The sequence below is a fragment of the Arthrobacter pasteuri genome, assembly GCF_054510955.1.
In genome coordinates this window covers 99,502-123,203 of sequence record NZ_JBTNDO010000005.1, presented here as the reverse complement: position 1 = coordinate 123,203, position 23,702 = coordinate 99,502, and the positions used below count along the sequence as shown (strand labels likewise).

The window sequence follows — 23,702 nt, the reverse complement described above, 5'->3', positions numbered from 1 at the left end:
AGCCGGAGGTCTCCAGCGGCGGGATCAGCCCGTCAGCGGAAGGTCGAAGACGATGGAACGCTGGGTGGGCTCGTAGCCCATCCGCTCGTAGAGCCCGAGGGCACCGGAAGGATTCTCCGTGTCGACGCCGAGCCCCGCGTTGTCCATGCCCGCGGCCCGGTAGCGCCTCATCGCCTCGGCGAGGAGGGCCGGTGCGAGTCCGCGGCCGCGCCAGGCTCGCCGCACACCCAGCAGGTCCGTGTACCCCTCGGAGTGGCCGAGCAGCTCCTTCGAGTGCGGGTCGTAGCTGGCCAGCTGGTACGCCGCCACCTCGCCCTTCGCCGGGTCGACGAGTGCAAGGCTCCAGTCCGGCCGGAACTCGGGATGGCTGACGGTGAACTGCCATGACTCCTGGTCGCGGGGCTCGCTGCCCCAGTGGTCCTGGAAGGCATCGTTGTGCGCGAGCCGGACGAGTTCGGCGATGTTCCGGCCGGCGCCGTCCGCGAAGCTCACGAGCTCCAGTTCCGCAGGGAACGGCAGGTCGGGGATCGGCTGGTCGAGCGGCCTCGTCATCTCGGTGAAGTACCGGACGATCGTGCTCCCGCTCGCCCGGAGCAGTGCCAGGTGCGAGCTGTTGCGTTCCTCGACGTAGTTCCGGAAGACGCCCGTCGCCTGGCCCGTCTCCCGCAGGCGCATCACGGCACGCCACGCCTGCCAGGCGAGGACGGACCGGCCGAAGCCACGGCCCCGCCACGCCGGGTCGACACCGCCGGCACCGTGCACGAGTGAGGACCCGGGGTTCATGGAGAGCCGCCCGAAGGCGCGTGGCATGCCGTCGCCGTCGAAGCCGGCGATGGTGTCACGACGGGGGTCGTTCTTCGACGCCCTCAGGGCCTGCTCGAGGTCGGCTCGCTGCTCCACCCAGTCCGGCTCGTCCGCTGCGGCGATGCGCCGGATCAGTGCCAGCCAGGGTTCGATGTCCGCGTAGCCCAGGGGCCGCCACTGCAGGATGTCGGGAAGGGCCGGCGCCGCGGGCGGCTGCGTGCCGGCAGCGGCGTCCTGTCCGGGGGTCTCGCGCGTACTCATGACGCCAGCGTAGGGCAGGGCGGCCGCAGGAACGTGAACCCGTCCGCGGGTCGGACGGCGTCCCGCTCAGGGCCGGTGCAGTGCGTCGATCGGCAGGGACGCGGAAACTCGGGCACCCAGCGCCACCACCTCGTCGCACAGAGCCGCCTCGTTCCGGTCGTGGGTGACGAGGAGGACCGCCGTGTCGGGGAGTCCGCTCCGGAGGTCGGCCAGCAGCGCGCGGGCGCCGTCGGCATCGAGGTGGGCCGTCGGCTCGTCGAGGAGGACGACGCCGGACCGGGTCAGCAGGGCCCGAGCCACCGCGAGCCGCTGGCGCTGGCCGCCGGAGAGACGCGAGCCACCCGCTCCCGCCTGCGCGTCCAGCCCCTCCGCGAGGCCCTCCACCATGTCCGCCAGTCCGACGGCGCGGATCGCCGCGTGGAGCTCCTCGTCCGTCGCAGGGTCACCGGACGGGCGCGCGAGCTGCAGGTTCGAGCGCAGGCTGGAATTGAAGAGATGGCTCTCCTGGGGGCACCAGGCGATGCGCGGCGCCTCGCCAGGGGTGGCAGGCTGCCCGTTCACGACGAGCCGGCCACTCTCGAGCGGAAGGAACCCCAGCAGGGCCCCGATCAGGGTCGACTTGCCACTGCCCGAGGGCCCGGTGAGTCCGGTCCAGCGTCCCGGGCGGAGCTCGAGACCGATGTCGCTCACCACGGGGCGGCCCGGCTCGTAGCCGACGCAGGCGTCCTCGAGGGAGACGCTCCGCACGGGCGGGGCGGTGTTCCCCGCGCCGCTCGTACGGGCCGCCTGGCCGACCGCGCGCCCATCGTCGGACGCGCCGAGCCAGGGCGTGATGCGACGCGCCACGGCTGACAGCGGACCCCAGTGCTGGACAGCCGACGTCCCGGCGACGAACGGTTCGATCAGGGCGAGCTGCATCAGCACCAGCACGGCCGTGAGATCGGCAGGCAGGCCTGTGGCACCGAGAAGGATCCCGAGCGAGGCGGCGCAGCAGACAGCGACGATGACCGCGGTCGAGGCACCGGCGGCGGCCGCCGAACGGCGGAAAGCCGCTGCGGCGCGGCCGTCAAGGCGCCGCGTCGCGTCGAGGGCGGCACGGTGGGCGCCGTTCACCCTCAGGTCCGGCGCTGCCCTCAGCAGGCTGGTGACCCGTTCGAGTGCCTCCGCGCGCACCTGCACGCCGGCAGCCCCGGCGGCCTGTTCACGCACCACGGCGAGAGCCGGCGCAAGCACGAGCGCACCGCCGACGGACACGAGCTGCCATCCGAGGGACGCGGGGTGCAGCACGGCGGTGGTGACCAGTGCAGCCACTCCCGTGAGGACGGCCGTGACGACCGGCAGGACGGTGCGCGACGACAGGTCGCGCAGTTCGTCGACATCACCGACGAGCCGCTCGATCCCCCCGGACCCGCGGGCGATCGTGCGCCAGGAGCGGCCGGCCTGGAGGAGTCCGGTCCAGAGCCGCAGCCGGGTGTCGTCGGCCCGGGAGAACACCGCTCGATGCAGCCAGAGGCGCTCCTCGTACCGCAGGAGGGAACGCCCGATGCCGAAGAAGCGCACCCCGACGATGGCGGTGAGGAGGTACAGGATCGGCGGCTGCTCGGCGGCCCGGACGATCAGCCACCCGCTCAATGCGGTGAGCGCGACGGCGAACACCGAGGCACCGAGGCCCAGGGCGGCGGCCGCGAGGAATCGCCCGTCCCAGGGCCGGACGAGGGCCAGCACCTCCCTGACCGAGCGGAACCATGATGTCGTCTCGCGGGACCGCGGCGCGGGCTGCTCGGGCCCCACCGGCCGTCCCGCGACGATGGACGGGGAATCCTGCGGGGCAGGACGGCCCGGGGTCGCCTGTCCGGCGGAATCCTTCCCGAGGCGGATCCCGGCCGATGCCACGGCCGCTGTCCCGTCGTCGTGCGCGATCAGGAGGACGGTCAGGCCGGGGCGGCGGGACCGGATGGCCTCGCGGATGGCACGGGATGCCTCTGCGTCCACGTGCGCCGTCGGCTCGTCCAGCAGCAGGAGCCGGACCGACGGGTCCTGGGCGCCGAGCAGTGCGCGTGCGACGGCGACCCGCCGCAACTCGCCGGGGCTCAGCTCCGCGCTGCGCCGCACTGCGAGGCCCGCACCGCCGACGGCGGCCAGGTGTTCCTCGATGGCAGGGGAATCGGCGGGCAGCCCGCCGTACAGGGCGAGCTCCTCGCGGACCGTCCCCATCAGGAGTTGCGGGTGCTGCGGGACCCAGGCGATGCCGCCGTCCAGCCCGGTGACGTTCCCCTCCAGACGAAGCCCCGCCGGGGCGGCCGCTCCCCCGGCGAGCGCGCGCACGAGGGTGGACTTGCCAGAACCGCTCGGGCCACGGAGAGCGGTGACGGAGCCGGGTTCGAGAACGAAGGAGACGTCCTCGAAGACGGGCGCGAGCACGCCGTCGTAGCGGGCAGACAGCCGCTCGACGCGGATGCTGCCCGGACCGGCCGGGAGCTGTTCTGCCGGGGGCGTCGCTGCCGGACGGGCAGGGGCATCGATCACGGCGCGGACCCGGGCGCCGGCCTCCTCGCCGTCCTCGCTGGCGTGGTGGGCGGCGCCGACGTCGCGCAGGGGCCCGTAGCACTCGGGAGCCAGGATCAGCGCGACGAGGGCCGTCTCCAGGCCGAGGTCCCCGTGGATGAGCCGCACGCCCGCGAACACCGCGACGACGGCGACCGAGATCGTACTGATGAGTTCGAGCGCGAGCGAGGAGAGGAAGACCGTGCGGAGCGTCGTCATCGTGCGGGACGTGTAGGTGCCGGCGATGTCGCGCAGGGCGCGCGTCTGCTCGGCGGCGCGGCCGAGTCCCACGAGGACGGGCAGGCCCTTCGCGAGTTCGAGCAGGTGGTCGGACAGGCGCCCCAGGGCGGCTGCGGCCTCCTGGGTGCGTTCCAGGGTGTGGAGGCCGATCAGTGCCATGAAGACGGGCACGAGCGGCACCGTGAGGACGATGATGAGGGCACTGACCCAGTCGGCTGCTAGGATCCGCGCACCGACGAGGAGCGGGACCACGGCGCAGGTGATGAGCGCAGGCAGGTACTGCGTGTAGTACTTGTCGAGGCCGTCGATCCCCCGGGTGAGGAGCACGGCGAGGGAACCCTGCCCGCTGCCGGCCGGCGCTGCCTGCGTGGCACCGCCGTCGTCGAGCACGCGGAGTAGGGCGGCCTCACGCATCCGCTCCTTGACTCCGAGCGCGAGGCGGGCGGCGGTGGCGTCCTGCCCCCATGCCGCGAGGGTCCGCAGCGCGGCACCGAGGACTCCCTGCAGCAGGACGGCGCGGACGTCGAGGGATCCGGCGGCCACGGACGCGATCCCGAGTGCGAGGGCCTGGGCCAGGAGCACCAGCCCCGCGGCCCGGGCGGCGGCGAGGACTCCGAGAAGGTAGACCGCCGACGCCGAACCAGCGGCTCCCGCCGGCCCCCCGGCCCTCAGCACGGCCATCGGCGACACCCGGCGAGCCTCCTGCCGGGTGTCGTGTCCGGCCTCGTGTCCGGCCTCCTGTCCGGCGTCGTGTCCGCTGGTTCCGGCGATTGCTCCGTTCCTCCCGGCGACGGCGGGGGCAGGGCTCGGGTGGTCGGGCATGGGCGTCCTGGTGGCTCCGCTCACAGGGCTGCAACGGCGTGCGCCGCGGGAATGCTGGCCTCGGAGACACGCTGCCGGAAGACCCAGTACGTCCAGGCCTGGTAGGCGAGGACCAGCGGGACTCCGAAGCATGCCACCACGCTCATCAGGCCGAGCGTGTAGGGCGAGGAGGATGCGTTCTGCACCGTCAGGTCGAACGCCGGGTCGAGGGTCGAGGGCAGGACCACGGGGAACACCGCGCCGAAGATCGAGCCCACGAGCGCGAGCATCCCGACTCCCAGGGCGGCGAACGCGAGCCCGTCGCGGCCCGCGACGGAGGAGCGGTAGGCGGCAGCGAGGGCTCCGACGGCGAGCACGACGACGAGCCAGGTCACCACCGACCCGGTGTCGAGCTGGACGAGGAGCGCCCACCCCAGGAACGGGATCATCGCGAACGGCAGCAGGCGGCGGAACAGGCGGTCCGCCTGCACCCGTACTCCCCCGTCGGTCTTGAGCGCGACGAAGGCCGCAGCATGGACGAGGCAGAAGAGGACGACGCCGGCCGCTCCGAGGAGCGCGGAGCCGGTGGCCCAGGCGAAGGCCCCGCCCACCCGGTTGCCGTCGGCGTCGAGCGGCAGTCCCGTCGTCGTCAGCGCGAGGGCCGCGCCGATGCCTGCGGCAGCCGTGAAGGAGCCGAGGGCGATCGCCCAGTCCCAGCGGTCGCGCCAGGCGTCGCTGTCCCGCTTGCCACGGTATTCGAAGGCTACGGCCCGGAAGATCAGGCCGAGCAGCACGAGCAGGAAGGGCAGGTAGAGCGCCGACAGGAGGGAGGCGTACCAGTGCGGGAATGCCGCGAACATCGCACCGATGGCCGTCACGAGCCACACCTCGTTGCCGTCCCACACGGGGCCGACGGTGTTGAGGAGGACGCGGCGCTGGGTGTCGTTGCGGGCCATCAGCTTCATCAGCATCCCCACTCCGAGGTCGAAGCCCTCGAGGAAGAGGTAGCCGGCCCACAGCACGGCGATCAGGACGAACCAGACGGTAGGCAGTGCCTCGGTCATCGGAGAACCTTCCAGGCGTTCGGGGACGTCGGGGATACGGGAGCAGGAACGGTTGCAACGGCCCGGCCGGCGGCCGGGTCAGTACGCGAAGGCCAGCACATCGCCGTCGTCCTTCCTGTCGGGGTGCGACGCGTCGTGCGGGGCGGCGGCGTGCGCCAGCTCGGGCATGGCCGACGCCGTGCCGCCGCGCACGTAGGTGAAGAGGAGCCGGACCTCGACCACGAGGAGGACCGCGTACACGGCCGTCAGCACGACGAGTGAGGCGACGAGTTCGGCCAGCGAGACGCCGGGTGAGACGGCCGCAGCGGTGAACATGAAGACGCTGTCGATACCGGAGGGATCCGGGTTGGGCGCGACGACGAACGGCTGCCGTCCCATCTCGGTGAAGATCCAGCCTGCGGAGTTAGCGCCGAAGGGAGCGAGGATGCCGAACACCGCGAGCCTCATGAGCCACCGGGACTCCGGGACGGTCCCCCGGCGGAGGACCCAGAGGGCTGCGGCTGCAGCCGCTGCTGCGATCGCGCCGAAACCGATCATGATGCGGAAGCCCCAGTAGGTCACCTCCATGACGGGCAGGTAGTCGATCGCGGTGCCCGCGCGCTCGCCGTACATCGGGTCGTCCGGGAGCGTGGTGCCGTACTTCTCCTGGTACTCCGGCAGGAGGGTGTTGACGCCCTTGACCTCGGTGGTGAAGTCGCCGTTGGCGAGGAAGGAGAGCACACCGGGAACCTCGATGACCGCGGTGATGTCGTCGCAGCTCTGCGCACCGAGATTGCCGACGGACAGGATCGAGAAACCCGTGCCGTCGTGGCAGGCCGCTTCCGCGGCTGCCATCTTCATGGGCTGCTGGTCGAACATGAGCTTGCCCTGCAGGTCGCCCGTGATCCCGGTGCCCGCGAAGGCGATCATGGCGACGACCGCGCCGGCCCGGGCCGATCGGAGCCATACCTTGTGGTCCACCGCACCCCGGGCACCAGCCGGGTCGCCGACGACGAAGGTACCGTCCTCGCCGAAGGTGTCGAGACCGTCGCGGCGCCGCTTCCACAGGTGGTACCAGCTGATGCCGAGAAGGAAGGCCCCGGCGACCGCAAGGGCACCGAAGACGGTGTGCGGGAAGGCGACGAGGGCCGTGTTGTTGGTGAAGACCGCCCACGCATCCACCATCACCGGCCGGCCGTCGACCATCTCGACGCCCACGGGGTGCTGCATCCAGGAGTTGGCCACGAGGATGAAGTAGGCGGAGAGGACCGAGGCCAGGACGGCGGCCCAGAGGCACAGCAGGTGGACGAGCCGGGGCAACCGGCCCCACCCGAAGATCCAGAGGCCGAGGAAGGTTGACTCGACGAAGAAGGCGAGCAGCGCCTCCATGGCCAGGGGCGCCCCGAAGACGTCGCCCACGAAGCGGCTGTACTCGCTCCACGCCATACCGAACTGGAACTCCTGCACCAGTCCCGTGGCCACGCCCATGATGAAGTTGATGAGGAAGAGCTTGCCCCAGAACTTCGTCATGCGGAGGTAGTGCTCCTTGCCGGTGCGGTGCCACAGAGTCTGCATTCCGGCGACGAGGAGCCCCAGCCCGATGGTCAGGGGGACCATGAGGAAGTGGTAGACAGTGGTGATTCCGAATTGCCACCGGGCAATTTCCAAGGCTTCCATCGGGCCCTTTCAGCAGCGCCGGGCTTCGGCGACGGCGGACTTCTACGTGTCGTAGAAGAAGTTCTTCTACACATCGTAGAACAAATTCACCCTCATTTCTACGTGGAGTAGAAATGTTGCCCGCGACGTTGTACTTTGGATGTACCACGCTTCTAGCTCCCGGTGGGGAGCGGATCCAGGTCCGTGGCGGACCGGGATCGCGTTTTGATTGAAGGAAGAACATGGCAACGCTCGGAGACCTCGAACGCACAGTGATGGACCTGCTGTGGGCTGCGCCGGAGGCATTGACAGCAAATGAACTGCGCGACGCCATCGCCGAGGCGCCGACGGGAGAAGTAGGACGGGAACTCGCCGTCACCACGGTACTCACGGTGCTGTCACGCCTGGAGAAGAAGGGCCTCGTGGAGCGGGAGCGCGACAGCCGCCCGCACCGGTACAGGTCCGTCACGAGCCGCGAGGACCATACGGCCGAGCTCATGCACGAGGTACTCGTGACGGCGCCGGACCGCGAAGCCGTCCTGGCCCGCTTCATCGGCAGCGTCTCCGAGGCAGAGGCAAAGACGCTCCGCAAGCTGCTCGGCGGCAGCTGACCCGTCCGTGTTCTGGGCCTCGTACCTGCTCGCGGCACTCGCGATCATCCTCGCGTGGCCCGCCCCGATCGCTCTATCACGCGCTTCCTGGCCCGCGCGTGCCCCCTTCACCGCCATGGTGCTCTGGCAGTCGATCGCGCTCGCCGGTGGCCTGTCCATGATCGGGGCGATGCTTGTCTGGGGCCTCCAACCGCTGGGTGACAACCTCGTGTCGGCATCGGCGGGGTTCTTCAACATCCTGATCGATGACGAGTCGGCCCAGACGCTCGGCGTGATCCACGTCTTCGCGATCAGTGCCGCCACCCTGTTGTTCGGGCACCTCGTCTTCACCCTGGTCCTGACCTTCATCCGGATCAGGCGACAGCGCAGACGGCACCGGGACATGCTCAACCTGCTGAGTTCTCCTGCCGCCGATCAACCCGCGACGCTCGTGATCAGTCATCCCGCGCCCGTGGCCTACTGCCTTCCCGGCGGGGCCCGGTCGGTCACGGTCATGTCCGACGGCCTCATGGGCCTCCTGTCCCGTGCCGAACTCGACGCGGTCCTCCTGCACGAAAGCGCGCACCTGCACCAGCGCCACCACCTGCTGCTATGGGCGTTCGCCGCGTGGCGGTCGGCCCTGCCATGGCTGCCGACGTCGCAGCTGGCGCAGCGGGCGGTGAGCGAACTCATCGAGATGCTGGCCGACGACGAGGCCCTCCGTACCGTGGACGAGCCGACGCTCGTCCGGGCGATTGCCATCGTCGGCTCCGGCGCCCTGCCGTCGCCCTCTTCGGCGCAGGACGCGTTCGAGGACCCCCTCGAGGAGGGCCGGCCGAGCCCGGGGAACGGCTCGATGGCCGTGACCGGCGGCACCGCGGATGCACAGTCGACAGCCCACCGACTACGGCGGCTGCTCACCCCCCTGCCGCCCCTCAGCAGGATCCAGCAGGCCGCAGCCCTGTCCGCCGCGGGCCTGCTGCTGGTGGTTCCGCCCGTCCTGCTGGTGGCCCCCGAACTCCTCGGCTGACCCGCCCTCCTCTCGGCGGCCCGGATGCCGTTTTCCTCGTCTTTCCCCGCCGACCACGGGCCTTCGACCTGCCCAGAACGGGCGTCCCGCTCCCCTTCCGCGGGAACGGGCTCCTGAGTAGACTGCCCGGCACGGGCCTCGGTGGGCTCGTAGGGAGCAGACCTGCGCTGGGCAGTGTCGTGGTTTGCAACCACTACCGCGCGCGTGCGTCGGCGACCTGGAAGCAAGGGCACTTCTAGAGATCGAGGTACTTCATGCGCAAGACATCACTACTCGGCGCCGCAGTCTGCGCCCTGGCACTGGCAGGTCTGAGCACATCCCCAGCATTCGCGGCCGGCCAGGTGGAAAGAGGCACCGAGCACGCCAATTCCATCTGTTCGTACTCCGGCCTGAACGACGAACCCGACGCCGCCTTCCCGGAGGGCGGCCGCGTCCAGTCCTACGGGCAGTTGGTGAAGCTCGGGCTCAAGGCTGAGGCTCCGAGCCCGGGCGAATTGTGCAACGGACACAAGTTCCCCTACCCCGAGGGATTCGGTCCGGAGGCTCCGTAGCGGATCGCCGGCGCCGACCCTCCGGTCTCGGGGCCGGCGCCGGCCATGCACGCCGTACCGGACGCGGAAAGGACACCCACAGGACGTCAGGTTCGGCCGCGCAGCACCGAAGCAGCGAGGTCGATCAGACGCCGATCAGGCGTCGTCGTAGATCAGGCGTCCATGTGGATCAGGCGTCGATGCGGTCCCGGTCCAGGGACGAGGCTCCCGCGACGATAAAGTCCTTGCGGGGGGCGACGTCGCTCCCCATCAGCAGGTTGAACACCCGCTCGGCCGATTCGGCCTCCTGGATCCGCACGCGCCGCAGCGTGCGATGCCGCGGATCCATGGTGGTCTCCGCGAGCTGGCCCGCGTCCATCTCGCCGAGGCCCTTGTAACGCTGGATGGGTGACTTGTACCGCTTGCCCTTCTTCTCCATGGCAGCCAAGAGGCGTGTGAGTTCCGCTTCCGAATACGTGTAGATCATCTCGTTGGCCTTCGAACCACCGTTGATCACCTCCACACGGTGCAGGGGCGGGACGGCGGCGTAGACCCGCCCGGCCTCGACCAGGGGGCGCATGTACCGGAAGAACAGCGTCAGGAGCAGCGTCCGGATATGGGCGCCGTCCACGTCCGCGTCCGTCATCAAGATGACCTTGCCGTACCGCCGTGCATCGAGCTGGAAGCTCCGCCCCGAGCCAGCGCCGACGACCTGGATGAGGGCAGCACACTCCGCGTTGGACAGCATGTCCCCCACCGATGCCTTCTGCACGTTGAGGATCTTCCCCCGGATGGGAAGCAGCGCCTGGTAGTCGGAGGACCGCGCAAGCTTGGCGGTGCCGAGCGCGCTGTCACCCTCCACGATGAAGAGCTCGGAGCGCTCCTGGTCGTCGATCCTGCAGTCCGCGAGCTTGGCCGGCATCGTCGAGGTCTCGAGCGCGTTCTTGCGCCGCTGCGTCTCCTTGTGCACCCGTGCAGAGATGCGGGACTTCATCTCGGCGACGACCTTCTCGAGCAGCAGCGCCGACTGTGCCTTATCGTTGCGCGCCGAGGATGACAGGCGTGCCTGCAGTTCCTTCTCCACCACCCGGGCCACGATGGCCTTGACAGCGGACGTTCCGAGGATCTCCTTGGTCTGGCCCTCGAACTGGGGCTCGGCGAGGCGCACCGTCAGGACGGCGGTCAGGCCGGCGAAGACGTCGTCCTTCTCGATCTTGTCCGTGCCGGCCTTCAGCTTGCGGGCGTTGGCCTCGATGACCTTGCGGAAGGTCTTCAACAGCGCCTGCTCGAAGCCGCTCTGGTGTGTGCCGCCCTTGGGGGTGGCGATGATGTTCACGTAGCTCCGGACCGTGGTCTCGTAACCGATGCCCCAGCGCAGGGCGATGTCGACGTCGCAATCCCGTTCCACCTCGGCCATCTGGCTGTGCCCACGCTCGTCGAGCACGGGCACGGACTCCTTGAAGCGGCCAGATCCCTGAAATCGCCAGACGTCCGTGACCGGCGCGTCGAGTGCCAGGAATTCGGCGTATTCGGAGATGCCGCCGTCGTGCTGGAATACCTCCTCCACCGGACCCGACTCGCCGGGCGTGCCCGGGAGCTTCCGCTCGTCCCTCAGCGCGATACGGAGGCCCGGCACCAGGAACGAGGTCTGCCGCGCACGCGTCTGCAGCTCCTCGTAGGAGAAGGTCGCGTCAGGGGTGAAGATCTGGCGGTCGGCCCAGTACCGGATGCGCGTACCTGTGACGCCGCGCTTGGCCGTTCCCACGACCTCGAGGCGGGAGCCGTCGAGGAAGGGTTCGAAGACGGACATGGGTGACGGCGTCCGGGCGTCCTTGAAGATGCCCGGTTCGCCGCGCCGGAAGGACATCGCATAGGTCTTGCTGCCGCGGTCCACGAAGACGTCCAGCCGGGAGGACAGCGCGTTGACGACACTCGCTCCGACGCCGTGAAGGCCGCCGGATGCCGTATAGGATCCGCCGCCGAATTTGCCTCCGGCATGGAGCTTCGTGAAGACGACCTCGACACCGCTCAGGCCCGTCTTGGGTTCGATGTCCACAGGGATGCCGCGGCCGTCGTCGTGGATCTCCACGGAGCCGTCGGCATGCAGGATCACCGTGATGCTCTGGCCGTATCCCGCCAGCGCCTCGTCGACGGAGTTGTCGATGATCTCCCAGAGGCAGTGCATCAGACCGCGTGAATCCGTGGATCCGATGTACATTCCGGGACGCTTGCGGACTGCTTCGAGGCCCTCGAGGACGGAGAGGTGCCGGGCGGTGTAGTCCGAGGTGGGGGGTGTCACGGTGGAATGGTCTCCTTGGCGGAACGGCACGATCCAGGACAGGCGTCAGGAGGGTGATGGCGGGGAAAGAGTGCCTTCAGTTTATTACGCACCACTGACATGGGGCGGACAGTGCGTCCTCACGCGCATTCCCGCACTCCGGGGACAACACATACCCCCTGGTACGCCCGGAGCGAAAGGAGGCCCAACCTGCGAAGGGCCGACTACGAATAGTGGTTATATGAGTACACGATCCACATGAGGAGGCATTCATGACCACTGCAGTAGCAACTCGCGAACTCACTGCCCTGGACCGCTGTGACCGATGCAGCGCCCAGGCCTACGTTCGAGCAGTCCTTCAGACCTCCGGTGGAGAGCTTCTGTTCTGCGGCCACCACGCGCGCGCCGTCGAAGCGAACCTGAAGCCGCTCACTTCTGAGTGGCAGGACGAGACGAATCGGCTTCACGAGAAGCCGGCCGTCGTCGGCGACTGACCGCCGACAGACGTACCCACTACCTGACGAACAGGCGCCCCGTGTACAGGCGTTGAAGCACAAGGAAGGGCCCCCTCCGCCAGGAGGGGGCCCTTCCTGCGTTCGGGGTGCTTCAGTTCCTCCCCCGGGTAGGGGGCATCGCGCTCAGCGCCGATCATGCTCGGGCCGTTCCGGCCACGAAAAAGGGCCCTTCCCGGGGGAAAGGCCCTTTTCGCGGATCCTGCCGGATCAGTCGAGGTAGTCCCGCAGCACCTGCGAACGCGACGGGTGACGCAGCTTGGACATCGTCTTCGATTCGATCTGGCGGATGCGCTCACGCGTTACGCCGTACACCTTGCCGATCTCGTCCAGCGTCTTCGGCTGGCCGTCGGTCAGTCCGAAGCGCATGGCCACGACGCCCGCCTCGCGCTCCGACAGGGTGTCCAGGACCGAGTGCAGCTGCTCCTGCAGGAGCGTGAAGCTCACGGCATCCGCCGGCACAACCGCCTCGGAGTCCTCGATGAGGTCACCGAACTCCGAGTCGCCGTCCTCGCCCAGGGGCGTGTGGAGGGAGATGGGCTCACGGCCGTACTTCTGCACCTCGACGACCTTCTCGGGGGTCATGTCGAGTTCGAGGGCGAGTTCCTCGGGAGTGGGCTCGCGGCCGAGGTCCTGCAGCATCTGGCGTTGCACGCGGGCCAGCTTGTTGATGACCTCCACCATGTGGACCGGGATACGGATGGTCCGGGCCTGGTCCGCCATGGCACGGGTAATGGCCTGCCGGATCCACCAGGTGGCGTAGGTCGAGAACTTGAAGCCCTTGGTGTAGTCGAACTTCTCGACGGCGCGGATGAGGCCGAGGTTGCCTTCCTGGATGAGGTCGAGGAAGAGCATGCCGCGCCCGGTGTACCGCTTGGCGAGCGACACCACGAGGCGGAGGTTCGCCTCGAGCAGGTGGTTCTTCGCCCGCTTGCCGTCGTGAATGACGAATTCGAGCTCACGCTTCAGCTTCGGATCCATGTCCGGGTCGGCGGCGATCTTCTCTTCCGCGAAGAGACCGGCCTCGATGCGGAGGGCCAGGTCCACTTCCTGCTCGGCGTTGAGCAGTGCGACCTTACCGATCTGCTTGAGGTAGTCCTTGACGGGGTCGGCGGTGGCGCCTGCCGAGACGACCTGCTGCGCCGGAGCGTCGTCGTCATCGGCGTCCGAGTAGACGAAGCCTGTCGTCGTTCCGACCTCCGCCGCTTCGGGCTTGAGGTCCTCGGGGTCGACGTCGACGGCAACGTCCAACGCCGGGTCCGCTCCATCGAGCCCATCCACCGCGGTCTGTGCGTCCGAGGTCGAAGCCTTTGCGGCCGCAGCGGACGAAGCGGCCTTGGTGGCAGGCTTCTTGGCCGCTACCCGTCGCTTGGTAGTGGTGGTACCAGCGTCTGTCGACGCGGGTACTGCTGTCTTCTTGACCGGCACAGAGAACCTTTCGTACGGCGGTGTGTGGTGCAACCAGAGGGACAACACCACTATGACCCTGTCAAGTCCGCGCTGGTTTCCAGAACGATCCGGCCGAACCGACTCCCTACGGAACAGTCCTGCCACCCTTGCTATTCCCCCGGAAATCGCTCGTCGGCGACGCCCGTTCTGGAATGCTCGGTGATTTTCTGATGCACGGACCCCACCGGGTCTCAACCTCCATTGTCTCACGTCGGGGGCGCACGCCGGAAATGCGCGACGTGCTTCGTCGTGCATTCTCCGTACCGCGGGGAGAGCCTGAATCACCGATCATGCTGCGTCCGGTGGCTCAGGGGGCGCACCCGGAGTCCAGGCGGTCGACCGCTTCCGCGCCCAGGCGGGCAGGCCCCCACGGCGGAGGAGCTCGTGCAGCAGGCGGGCCAGCCGATAGCCGGGTACCGCGCGCTCGGCTGCCTCCAGGTAGACCGCCGCCCTGGAACCGCGTCCTCGCGCGTATTCGAACCAGGCGGACATGGTGAGGGCAGCCGCACGGGACTCGCCGTCGGACACCGCGGCGAGCCGCGCCAGGAGGCATGCCGTCGCGTCGACCCTGTTCCAGGCGATGGCACCCGTGTGCCGGCCGGCGAGGACGTCCGCATAGAGCTGGGCGGCACGTCCCCCTGGCACCGGCGCACTGGACTCGGCACTCGTGGTCGCGGCGACCGGCTCCGCCATCGACGCTGGGACCGCTGCCAGTGCGGTCCGGAGTTCCCCTGCACACTGCGCATCGGGGAGGATCCACCCGGCAGGTGGGGCCGAACGACCCGACGGGACAGCAGCGGCATCAGCCGGCCCCAGGAGCCCACAGGCAGCAGCTCCCTCCAGCGCTGCGGCAGACCCGAGGCACGCACTCACCAAGAGGAAGTCCCGGACCACCCGGGACTCGATACTGGCCAGGAGGAACCCCGCGATCCCGGGCTCGGCCTCCGCCTCGAGAACCTCCGGCCGCAGGATCGCGGCATCCGACACAGCGGACGTAGCCCGGAACTGGTCCGGTGCGGTCCACCGGCCGGTGCAGCACGCGGCGTAGTGTGCCTGGGCATCCTCGACGGCCGATAGCCCTGGTGCCGATGGGGCATCCCGTCCCCCGACGGCGGGCACCATCCGGAGGACGGCCTCGGAGGGCGATGCATCGAACGCGCTTCCACCGAAGATCAATTCGGCGCCGAGAGGGCTGGAGAGGACGGCGTCGAGCGGCTGCCCGGGCCACGGGCAGCATTCCTCGTCGGTACAGAAGAAGTCCCGCCACCTGGTCGGCGAGACGAGCCACCCTGCTCTGACCGGCAACCCGGCGGCCAGGAGAACGCCGTCGATGGTCCCCACGAGTCCGTCGCGCGGCGGTGGCTCCAGGCGCCGCCAGCTCTCCTTCGTATAGATCACCAGGAGTGTCCCGTTGGCCCCGGTGTCGCCCTGCAGGAAGGAAAGCACCCCCTCCGCGAACGCGAGGAAATCTGCATCGTGGGCAGGCAGGTCCACCCGCAGGGTCGCCCCCAGCCTCCTGCCCGTCGTCGTTAGCACCACGAGGCTCTCGTCGGGCATGAAGCCGAGCGCATGGGGTATATAGGAGAGAATGTCCGCCGGCGAGGTGACGGAGAAGGACGGGGACCGGCCCGGCGCGGGGCTCATGGGAGATGACATGCCGCCAGCCTGCTGGTCCTGGGCGGTGATCAGTCGGCCTGCGGGCCCTATGTGGACAAGTGCCCCCCCCCCCCCGCGGGCACGAGCGGGTCCACGGACCCGCGGACCCCGGGCAGGCCAGGCGCGGGCGTCTCCGCCCGCAGCAGTGCTCAGCCGCCCTGGGGCTTCCGTGCGGCCTTCTGGTCGCGGCGGCGCCGGCGCTCGCGGGCGAGGGCATCGCGGATGGGCGGAACGACCACGCCCTGCTGTGCCATCTGCCGCCGCACCCTCCGCCGCGCGACGAGCAGGGCGGCCGTCCCGACCGCGAGGATGACGAGTTGTACGGACATCGCCAGCCGGAAGGACGGAAGGGCGTAGAGATCGCCCTGCGAGAACCCGGTTCCGAGGAGGACGTCGAGGATGATCCCGATGACGAACATGGACAGGAGGGACGCCATGAAACCGCCGATGTTGACGATACCCGTCGCCGTTCCCATCCTGCCTGCGGGATTGAAGGTGCGGGCGAAGTCGAAGGCGATCATGGAGCCTGGCCCGCCGATCGCCAGGGCGATCACCAGCAGCGCCAGGAGAGACAGGGGCGCCGGTCCGGGGTGAAGCAGCACCGCGAGCCAGGCTCCGGCCATCAGGGCGACGATCGCGAGCACCATCGTGGACCGCCGTAGGGGGTGCCGGCCCACGTAGCGTCCGAGGAGCGGCCCGCAGGCGATACCCACGGCGACGAACAGCGTCATGAGGGCGGAGGCCACGCCCTCCCCGACCTTCTCGGCGCGCACCAGGTAGGGGTAGCCCCACATGAGGACGAAGACGGTACCGGGGAACTGGACGGTGAAGTGCGACCACAGCCCCAGGCGCGTACCCGGTTGCCTCCACGCCTCCGCGAGCGAGATGCCGGTCTGCCGGAGCGTCTGCGGGGAGCGCTCGCTGGCGTGGGGCGAGTCGCGGATTACGGTGACGGACAGGACGACGGCGAGCGCGGAGAAGGCCGCGGCCGAGAGGAAGGCCGTCTGCCACCCGAACGTCGACAGCAGTGCCACGAACGGCAGGACGGACACCACCTGGCCCAGCTGGCCGATGATGCCCGTCCACTGGGTGAGGATCGGGATCCGACGGGGCTCGAACCAGGCGGGCAGCAGCCGGATGACACTGATGAAGGTGGTGGCGTCCCCGGCGCCCACGAAAAGGCGCCCGACGATGCCGGCGCCCACGGAGTCCGCGAAGGCCAGCTGTGCCTGACCCAGGGCCATGAGCACCCCGCCCGTGACGATGAGGACCCGGGGACCCCAGCGGTCCACGAGGACACCGACGGGCACCTGCAGGCCCGCATAGACGAGCAGCTGCACCACGGTGAAGACTGACAACTGCGAGGCGGAGGCTTCGAAACGATCGGTCGCCTCGAGTCCGGCCACCCCGAAGGTGGTGCGCTGGGTGACTGCGACGAGGTAGGCCGCTACACCTGCTGCCCAGACCAGAAGCGCCCTCGAAGAATTCACTCCCCCATTATGGCGCGGCGCACCGAACGCCCTGCTACAGGTCCCCGTGCACTAGGCCAGGAAGCGCGGCTCCGGGCCGGACGGTCCTTCGTCGTCGTGTCCCTCCGGCGCCGCGGGCTCCTCGCGGTCGCCGCGGGTGCCGTAGTCGATCGGACTCGTGCCGAGGAACTCCGTGTCCCACAGCAGGGTGGACTCCTCCTCCGCCTGCGGGCTCGCCAGGTACGCCTCGGCCGCGGCACCCAGCTCCTCGGCGCTGGCCAGCTCGCTGTTCTCCTTGACCAGAAGTGACCTGCGCTCGGCTCCCTCCGCGTACTCGTCGTACCGCTTCTCCAGCGAGGTGACGACGGACTGCACTTCCGCCGAATTGCCGACCTGTCGTGCGATCTGGCGCTCGACATCGCGTCCCGTCTCGCGCAGCCGGTCCGTCGGCAGGACGAGGCGGGCTGTGGCCCCCAGGTACTCGAGTCCTGCCACCGCTGCGGGCGGGTACTCGGCCTCCGAGAGGTAGTGGGGGACGTGGATGACGTGCCCCACGACGTCGTGCCCGGCCTCGATGAGCCGGAGCTCCAGCACGTGCCCGATGGACGCCTGCAGTTCGGCGGTCGGCCGCCAGGCGTTCATGCCGTCGATCAGGTCGGAGCGGTTGCCGTGCAGTGTCACGCCGATCGGACGCGTGTGCGGAACCGGCATCGGGATGGCGTGGATCCATGAGATGAGGGGAACCTCGAGGTCCTCCACGAGTCCGACGACGGCGCTCGCGAAGCGCTCCCACTGCAGGTCGGGCTCCACGCCGGTCAGGAGCAGGAAAGGCTCGCCCAGACCGTCGTACAGCCGGTGCAGCTCGAGCCGGTGCGGCTGGTAGTCCGTGAGGTGGTCCTCGGCGAAGGTGATCTTCGGGCGCCGCCCGCGGTAGTCCATGAGCTGGTCGGCGTCGAACTCGGCAACCAGGTCGTGGTCGAGGATCTCCAGCAGCTCCTCGCTCACCTGGGAGACGACGTGCCCGGCGTCCATGAAGCCGGTGAGGCTCACGAGCAGGGGAAGCCCCTTGGTCTCAGGGTCGCCGGAGACCTCGGCGTCCGTGTTGTACAGGGTTCGTGGGTCCAGCATGGCTCTCTCCTAGCGGTCGGGTCCTGCTGGTATCAACACCGCTCGGGCCTCCTTCATTCCGGGCGCTCCCGCCGTTCGGCCGCGGCGTTCCGCCCCCTGCGGGTCCGGCACCGGCAGCGTTCCGCGCAGCACCGGGATCGCTCCGGTGTAGCACCCTGTTCCGGCCCGGCACCGGCGCTGCCGGACAGCGCGCCGTCGGCGGCAGGGCAGAGACTACGATCGTCAGGATGGTTCCCGGTCCACCAGCTGCCGGAACCACGAATGCTGCTGCACCTGGACAACCCATCCGGACACGAGGAGACAGATTCTGTGATCAAGACGACCGAACTACACCTGACAGCTTCCGGGAAGGACCTCAAGAAGATTCCGAGCGACGCGCTGGTGATCGCGGTCGCCAAGGGGACGGACGGACCGGTCCTCCTCGACAGTCCGCTGCCGGCGAAGGCCGCACGCGCCCTGGGGGATTCGCTCCAGGTGCTCGGCATCACCGGTGCCGCCGACGAAGTGCGCCGTCTGCCGGGCCTGCCCGAGACCGGAGCCGATTCCCTCGTGCTCTCCGGTGTGGGAGCGGCGCCGGCCGGGGACGTCCTCGACCCTGAGACCCTGCGCCGCGCTGCCGGCGCTGCAGTACGCCAGCTGACCGGCCTGGAGACCGTCGTGATCGCCTTCCCGGCCGCCTCGGTCCCATCGGCAACGGCGGTCGCCGAGGGCGCCGCCTTCGGCGCCTACAGCTACGAGGGCCACAAGTCGGGGATCAGGGCCGATGGCACCGTCGCACCCGCCAAGGACAAGGCCGCCGTCCGCAACGTCGTCGTCCACACGTCCGCGGCCGACGACGCCGACCTCGCACCGGCCTTCCGGCGCGCCGTCATCCTGGGCAAGAACGTCAACGCCACGCGCTCGCTCGTGAACCAGCCGCCCAGCCACCTGTACCCGGAGACCTTCGCGCAGGCCGCGAAGGAACTCTCCCGCGGGCTCCCCGTCAAGGTGACGGTGATGGACGAGAAGCGCCTCGAGCGTGACGGCTACGGCGGCATCCTCGGCGTCGGCAAGGGATCCTCCCGGCCACCGCGCATGGTGAAGGTCGAGTACACCCCGGCCCGGTCCGCCGTCCACCTCGCACTCGTGGGCAAGGGCATCACCTTTGACTCCGGCGGTCTCTCCCTCAAGCCCGCCGCCGGCATGCAGACCATGAAGCTCGACATGGCGGGCGCCGCCGTCGTCCTGACCACGCTCCTCGCCGTCGCCGAACTCGGCCTTCCCGCCAGGGTCACAGCGTGGCTCTGCCTCGCCGAGAACATGCCGTCGGGCACGGCGCAGCGCCCCGAGGACGTCCTCACCATCTACGGGGGACGCACCGTCGAGGTCCTCAACACCGACGCCGAGGGCCGCCTGGTGATGGCGGACGGCCTCGCCGCCGCGAGCGAGGAAGCACCGGACGCCATCATCGACATCGCGACCCTCACGGGCGCCCAGATGGTCGCCCTGGGCACGCGTGTCTCGGGTGTCATGGGCGACGACGGGGTGCGCGACGCCGTGAAGGCCGCAGCGGACCGCGCGGGCGAGCAGTTCTGGCCCATGCCCCTGCCGGAGGAGCTCCGTCCGAGCCTCGACTCCCAGGTCGCCGATATCGCGAACATCGGCGAACGGCACGGCGGCATGATGACCGCCGCCGTGTTCCTCCGCGAATTCGTCGGCCAGGTCGACGGCGAGAAGATCCCGTGGGCCCACCTCGACATCGCCGGACCGGCCTTCAACGAGGGCGGTCCCTACGGATACACGCCGAAGGCCGGAACCGGTGTCGGCGTCCGCACGCTGCTGGCCTACGTCGAGGACGTCCTGGCCCGCACGGCCTAGGTTCCCCGGAGAAGGGCGCCGTGCCACCCGGCATGGCGCCCTTCGTCCCGCCCCTTCCTCCCGACCCTTCGTCCTGCAGCTCCCCCCGACTCCGTCCCCTACCACTGCCTCCACCCCGACCGTTCCGCGGCCCGCAGGGGCGCCGCGTGAGACTGAGCACATCAGGGCGCTATGGCGCGTCCCACATGCACTTCAAGTGGATGCAGGCTTCTTCTGGGGATAGGGTGAAAAACGAGATTCCAGCAAGCACCTGCGACCGCACCGCGACCGCATCAGCAATCGATTTATCAACCGACGCGCCCTGCGCGTCAACAGACCACGCGAGGGAGCGTTCAAGTGGCCGGATCGGCAACTGCGCAAGAATTCGACATCCTGGTACTCGGTGGAGGTAGCGGCGGTTACGCCGCGGCACTCCGGGCGGTGCAGCTGGGCTTCACCGTGGGGCTCATCGAGAAGGGCAAGCTCGGCGGAACCTGCCTCCACAACGGCTGCATCCCCACCAAGGCACTCCTGCACTCGGCCGAGATCGCCGACGGCGCCCGCGACTCCGAGAAGTACGGCGTCAAGGCCAGCTTCGAGTCCATCGACATGGCCGCGGTGAACGCGTACAAGGACGGCATCATCGCCGGGAAGTACCGCGGACTCCAGGGCCTCATCAAGTCCAAGGGCATCACCGTCATCGAGGGTGCGGGCAAGCTCGCGTCGCAGAACACCATCGACGTCGACGGCACGGTCTACACGGGCAAGCACATCATCCTTGCGACCGGCTCCTTCTCCCGCAGCCTCCCCGGTCTCGAGATCGGCGGCAAGGTCATCACCTCCGACCAGGCGCTGACGATGGACTTCGTGCCGAAGACCGCCATCATCCTCGGCGGCGGCGTCATCGGGTGCGAGTTCGCGTCCGTCTGGAAGTCCTTCGGCGTCGACGTCACGATCATCGAGGCCCTCCCCTCGCTCGTGCCGAACGAGGACGCCTCGATCGTCAAGAACTTCGAGCGCGCGTTCAAGAAGCGCGGCATCAAGTTCAACACCGGCACCCGGTTCAAGTCCGTCCAGCAGAACGACGACGGCGTCGTCGTCTCCCTCGAGGACGGCAAGACCTTCGAAGCCGACCTCATGCTCGTCGCCGTCGGCCGCGGACCCGTCACCCAGAACCTCGGATACGAGGAAGCCGGCCTCACCCTGGATCGCGGCTTCGTCATCACCAACGAGCGCCTGCACACCGGTGTCGGCACCATCTACGCGATCGGCGACATCGTCCCCGGCCTCCAGCTGGCCCACCGCGGCTTCCAGCAGGGCATCTTCGTCGCAGAGGAGATCGCGGGGCTGAAGCCCGTCGTCGTGGCCGACCTGAACATCCCCAAGGTCACCTACAGCGATCCCGAGATCGCCTCCGTCGGCTACACGGAGAAGGCCGCCCGCGAGAAGTTCGGTGACGACCGCGTCGAGACGCACGAGTACAACCTCGCCGGCAACGGCAAGAGCTCGATCATCGGCACCGGCGGCATCGTGAAGCTCGTCCGTGAGAAGGACGGTCCGATCGTCGGGGTGCACATGCTCGGCAGCCGCATGGGCGAGCAGATCGGCGAGGCACAGCTCATCGTGAACTGGGAGGCGTACCCCGAGGACGTCGCCCCCCTCATCCACGCGCACCCCACGCAGAACGAGGCTCTCGGCGAGGCGCACCTCGCGCTCGCCGGCAAGCCGCTGCACGGCTGAGGCCGGACACCAGCACACACCCGGCTTAGTCCACGCCCCGAGGGCGTGGACTAAGCTCGGACGCAGGAACTTCAAGCATTTCCAGCTGAACCGGCGCCGCTCGTCGACCAGCTGCCAGGAACGATCTACGAAGGAGAAACGGGCGCATTATGTCTGAATCCGTGAACTTGCCCGCTCTCGGTGAAAGCGTCACCGAAGGCACCGTCACCCGCTGGCTCAAGCAGGTCGGTGACCGTGTCGAGGTCGACGAGCCCCTCCTCGAGGTCTCCACCGACAAGGTCGACACCGAGATCCCCTCGCCCATCGCGGGCGTCATCGAGGAGATCCTCGTTGCGGAGGACGAGACCGCAGAGGTCGGCGCCCCGCTCGTGCGCATCGGCGACGGCTCGGGCAGTGGCGATTCGGGCAGTGCAGCCCCCGCCGAGGCCCCGGCCGAACCCGCGCAGCCGGCGGCGGAGGAAGCTCCCCAGGCCGCAGCAGCACCCGCGGCACCCGCAGCAGGCGAGGACTCCCCCGCCGGCGACACGGCGGGTGATTCCGAAGGCACCGAGGTCACGCTCCCCGCGCTCGGCGAAAGCGTCACCGAGGGCACCGTCACCCGCTGGCTCAAGGCTGTCGGCGACGACGTCGAGGTCGACGAGCCCCTCCTCGAGGTCTCCACCGACAAGGTCGACACCGAGATCCCCTCGCCCGTCGCGGGCAAGCTGCAGGAGATCCGCGTCAACGAGGACGAGACCGCCGAGGTCGGCGCAGTGCTCGCCGTGATCGGCTCCGGTGCAGCCGCACCGAAGAAGGTCGAAGCCGCCACGGGTGAGCCCCTCGTCGCCGCACCGGCCGAGGAGCGCAACGACGCCCCGACGGAGAAGCCTGCCGCCGGCCAGGAAGCCGGTCGGGCCTCCAGCACCTCCGAGCCCGACGACGATGCCAGCGGCGCCCCGGCCCCGCAGCCCGCCGCTGCAGAGGAGAAGCCCGCCGCTCCCGCCGGGAAGTCCTCGACGTCGGAAGACTCCGGCACCTCCGACGCCTCCGCCTACGTCACGCCCCTCGTCCGCCGCCTGGCGAACCAGAACGACGTCGACCTCTCGACCGTCAAGGGAACCGGTGTCGGTGGCCGCATCCGCAAGCAGGACGTCCTCGAGGCCGCGGAAGCCCGGAAGGCCCAGAGCGCGGCGCAGCCCGCAGCCGCGCCTCAGGCCGCGTCGGCACCCGCCGCGCCGTCGAAGCCCGCAGCTCCCGCCGTCGAGCCGTCCAAGCTCCGCGGCACGGTGGAGAAGGCCCCGCGGATCCGCCAGACCATCGCGAAGCGCATGCGCGAGTCACTCGAGGTCTCCGCACAGCTCACCCAGGTGATCGAGGTCGACATGACCCGCGTCGCGAAGCTCCGTGCGGCATCGAAGGACACCTTCCAGGCCCAGAACGGCGCAAAGCTCACCTTCCTCCCCTTCATCTCGAAGGCCGTCACGGAGGCGCTCAAGCAGCACCCGAAGCTCAACGCCTCCTTCGACGAGGAGAAGAAGGAAGTCACGTACCACGACGCCGAGCACCTCGCGATCGCGGTCGACACCGAGAAGGGCCTGCTCGTTCCGGTCATCAAGGATGCGGGCAACCTGAACCTCGGTGGGCTTGCCAAGAAGATCGCCGACGTCGGTGCTCGCACCCGCAACGGCCAGATCGGTCCGGACGAGCTCTCGGGCGGCACCTTCACGATCACGAACATCGGATCGGCCGGCGCCCTCTTCGACACCCCGATCATCAACCAGCCGCAGGTCGGCATCCTCGGAACCGGCATCATCGTGAAGCGCCCCGTGGTCATCACGGGGGTCGACGGTGACGACACCATCGCCATCCGCTCGATGATGTACCTGAGCCTCACGTACGATCACCGCCTCGTGGACGGCGCCGATGCGGGCCGCTTCCTGCAGACGCTGAAGGCACGCCTCGAGGGCGGCGCCTTCGAGGCCGACCTCGGCCTGTAGAACCACCCCGGCGCCGGCCGGCAGTAGTGGAGCCGCTTCCCGCCCGGGAGGCGGCTCCACTGCGTTGCCGCCCCGGTTCCGACGGTGCCACCACACTTCCGCGTCCAGGGCGAGGGCGTGGGCAGGCGATGGAACTACGTCCTGTGGCTCCCTAGGATG

The 23,702-nt window shown here is 69.4% G+C and carries 16 protein-coding genes; 7 read left to right on the top strand and 9 right to left on the bottom strand.

Translation table 11 applies throughout. The features are described 5' to 3' along the window. Positions 1-24: 24 nt before the first annotated feature. The 4 genes from ACX80H_RS15930 to ACX80H_RS15915 all read right to left on the bottom strand — a co-directional run bounded on the left by ACX80H_RS15930 (position 25) and on the right by ACX80H_RS15915 (position 7,370). Positions 25-1,065 carry a GNAT family N-acetyltransferase gene (locus tag ACX80H_RS15930; protein WP_459314380.1) on the bottom strand — a complete coding sequence of 347 codons (1,041 nt, stop codon included), beginning with the start codon at positions 1,063-1,065 and terminating at the stop codon, positions 25-27. 66 nt (positions 1,066-1,131) lie between these two features. Continuing rightward, entirely contained in the window at positions 1,132-4,671 is a 3,540-nt protein-coding gene (cydD, locus tag ACX80H_RS15925; RefSeq protein ID WP_459314379.1) for a thiol reductant ABC exporter subunit CydD, read from the bottom strand. 20 nt (positions 4,672-4,691) lie between these two features. Continuing rightward, entirely contained in the window at positions 4,692-5,714 is a 1,023-nt protein-coding gene (cydB, locus tag ACX80H_RS15920) for a cytochrome d ubiquinol oxidase subunit II (protein ID WP_459314378.1), read from the bottom strand. 78 nt (positions 5,715-5,792) lie between these two features. Beyond that, positions 5,793-7,370, bottom strand: a complete 1,578-nt coding sequence (locus ACX80H_RS15915; protein ID WP_459314377.1) for a cytochrome ubiquinol oxidase subunit I — start codon at positions 7,368-7,370, stop codon at positions 5,793-5,795. Positions 7,371-7,591: 221 nt separating this feature from the next. Between ACX80H_RS15915 and ACX80H_RS15910 the strand changes: the two genes are divergently transcribed. The 3 genes from ACX80H_RS15910 to ACX80H_RS15900 all read left to right on the top strand — a co-directional run bounded on the left by ACX80H_RS15910 (position 7,592) and on the right by ACX80H_RS15900 (position 9,520). Further along, entirely contained in the window at positions 7,592-7,960 is a 369-nt protein-coding gene (locus ACX80H_RS15910; protein ID WP_459314376.1) for a BlaI/MecI/CopY family transcriptional regulator, read from the top strand. Between the two features lie 7 nt (positions 7,961-7,967). Then, complete coding sequence (locus tag ACX80H_RS15905; RefSeq protein WP_459314375.1) at positions 7,968-8,969, top strand: M56 family metallopeptidase; 1,002 nt, start codon at positions 7,968-7,970, stop codon at positions 8,967-8,969. 254 nt (positions 8,970-9,223) lie between these two features. After that, positions 9,224-9,520 (top strand): hypothetical protein, encoded by a 297-nt coding sequence (locus ACX80H_RS15900; RefSeq protein WP_459314374.1) that lies wholly within the window; start codon positions 9,224-9,226, stop codon positions 9,518-9,520. Between the two features lie 169 nt (positions 9,521-9,689). Here the strand turns inward: ACX80H_RS15900 and ACX80H_RS15895 are convergent, their stop codons facing one another. Further along, on the bottom strand, positions 9,690-11,798 hold the full coding sequence (locus tag ACX80H_RS15895) for a DNA gyrase/topoisomerase IV subunit B (protein WP_459314373.1): 2,109 nt from the start codon (positions 11,796-11,798) through the stop codon (positions 9,690-9,692). A gap of 251 nt (positions 11,799-12,049) precedes the next feature. On the opposite strand from ACX80H_RS15895, the gene ACX80H_RS15890 reads away from it, so the two are divergent. Further along, positions 12,050-12,271 (top strand): DUF7455 domain-containing protein, encoded by a 222-nt coding sequence (locus ACX80H_RS15890; RefSeq protein ID WP_459314372.1) that lies wholly within the window; start codon positions 12,050-12,052, stop codon positions 12,269-12,271. 228 nt (positions 12,272-12,499) lie between these two features. Here ACX80H_RS15890 and ACX80H_RS15885 read toward each other — a convergent pair whose 3' ends face one another. The 4 genes from ACX80H_RS15885 to ACX80H_RS15870 all read right to left on the bottom strand — a co-directional run bounded on the left by ACX80H_RS15885 (position 12,500) and on the right by ACX80H_RS15870 (position 17,991). Next, positions 12,500-13,717, bottom strand: a complete 1,218-nt coding sequence (locus tag ACX80H_RS15885; protein ID WP_459314371.1) for an RNA polymerase sigma factor — start codon at positions 13,715-13,717, stop codon at positions 12,500-12,502. Positions 13,718-14,026: 309 nt separating this feature from the next. Then, a complete protein-coding gene (locus ACX80H_RS15880; protein ID WP_459314370.1) occupies positions 14,027-15,394 on the bottom strand; it encodes a DUF4192 domain-containing protein in 1,368 nt (455 codons plus the stop codon). A 149-nt stretch (positions 15,395-15,543) separates the two neighbouring features. Then, entirely contained in the window at positions 15,544-16,884 is a 1,341-nt protein-coding gene (locus ACX80H_RS15875; RefSeq protein ID WP_459314368.1) for an MFS transporter, read from the bottom strand. Positions 16,885-16,935: 51 nt separating this feature from the next. Further along, complete coding sequence (locus ACX80H_RS15870) at positions 16,936-17,991, bottom strand: proteasome assembly chaperone family protein (RefSeq protein WP_459314367.1); 1,056 nt, start codon at positions 17,989-17,991, stop codon at positions 16,936-16,938. Positions 17,992-18,300: 309 nt separating this feature from the next. Between ACX80H_RS15870 and ACX80H_RS15865 the strand changes: the two genes are divergently transcribed. The 3 genes from ACX80H_RS15865 to sucB all read left to right on the top strand — a co-directional run bounded on the left by ACX80H_RS15865 (position 18,301) and on the right by sucB (position 23,543). After that, entirely contained in the window at positions 18,301-19,848 is a 1,548-nt protein-coding gene (locus ACX80H_RS15865) for a leucyl aminopeptidase (protein ID WP_459314366.1), read from the top strand. Between the two features lie 336 nt (positions 19,849-20,184). After that, positions 20,185-21,567 carry a dihydrolipoyl dehydrogenase gene (gene lpdA, locus ACX80H_RS15860; protein WP_459314365.1) on the top strand — a complete coding sequence of 461 codons (1,383 nt, stop codon included), beginning with the start codon at positions 20,185-20,187 and terminating at the stop codon, positions 21,565-21,567. A 149-nt stretch (positions 21,568-21,716) separates the two neighbouring features. Further along, positions 21,717-23,543: a 2-oxoglutarate dehydrogenase, E2 component, dihydrolipoamide succinyltransferase gene (gene sucB, locus ACX80H_RS15855; protein WP_459314364.1), complete on the top strand. Its 1,827-nt coding sequence runs from the start codon at positions 21,717-21,719 to the stop codon at positions 23,541-23,543. Positions 23,544-23,702: the final 159 nt, after the last annotated feature.

Bases quoted from the DNA above. Each gene is read 5' to 3' on its own strand.
- ACX80H_RS15870 (WP_459314367.1), bottom strand. From the start codon at position 17,991: ATGCTGGACCCACGAACCCTGTACAACACGGACGCCGAGGTCTCCGGC.
- ACX80H_RS15890 (WP_459314372.1), top strand. From the start codon at position 12,050: ATGACCACTGCAGTAGCAACTCGCGAACTCACTGCCCTGGACCGCTGT.
- cydB (WP_459314378.1), bottom strand. From the start codon at position 5,714: ATGACCGAGGCACTGCCTACCGTCTGGTTCGTCCTGATCGCCGTGCTG.
- ACX80H_RS15880 (WP_459314370.1), bottom strand. From the start codon at position 15,394: ATGTCATCTCCCATGAGCCCCGCGCCGGGCCGGTCCCCGTCCTTCTCC.
- cydD (WP_459314379.1), bottom strand. From the start codon at position 4,671: ATGCCCGACCACCCGAGCCCTGCCCCCGCCGTCGCCGGGAGGAACGGA.
- ACX80H_RS15910 (WP_459314376.1), top strand. From the start codon at position 7,592: ATGGCAACGCTCGGAGACCTCGAACGCACAGTGATGGACCTGCTGTGG.
- ACX80H_RS15915 (WP_459314377.1), bottom strand. From the start codon at position 7,370: ATGGAAGCCTTGGAAATTGCCCGGTGGCAATTCGGAATCACCACTGTC.
- sucB (WP_459314364.1), top strand. From the start codon at position 21,717: ATGTCTGAATCCGTGAACTTGCCCGCTCTCGGTGAAAGCGTCACCGAA.
- ACX80H_RS15900 (WP_459314374.1), top strand. From the start codon at position 9,224: ATGCGCAAGACATCACTACTCGGCGCCGCAGTCTGCGCCCTGGCACTG.
- ACX80H_RS15930 (WP_459314380.1), bottom strand. From the start codon at position 1,065: ATGAGTACGCGCGAGACCCCCGGACAGGACGCCGCTGCCGGCACGCAG.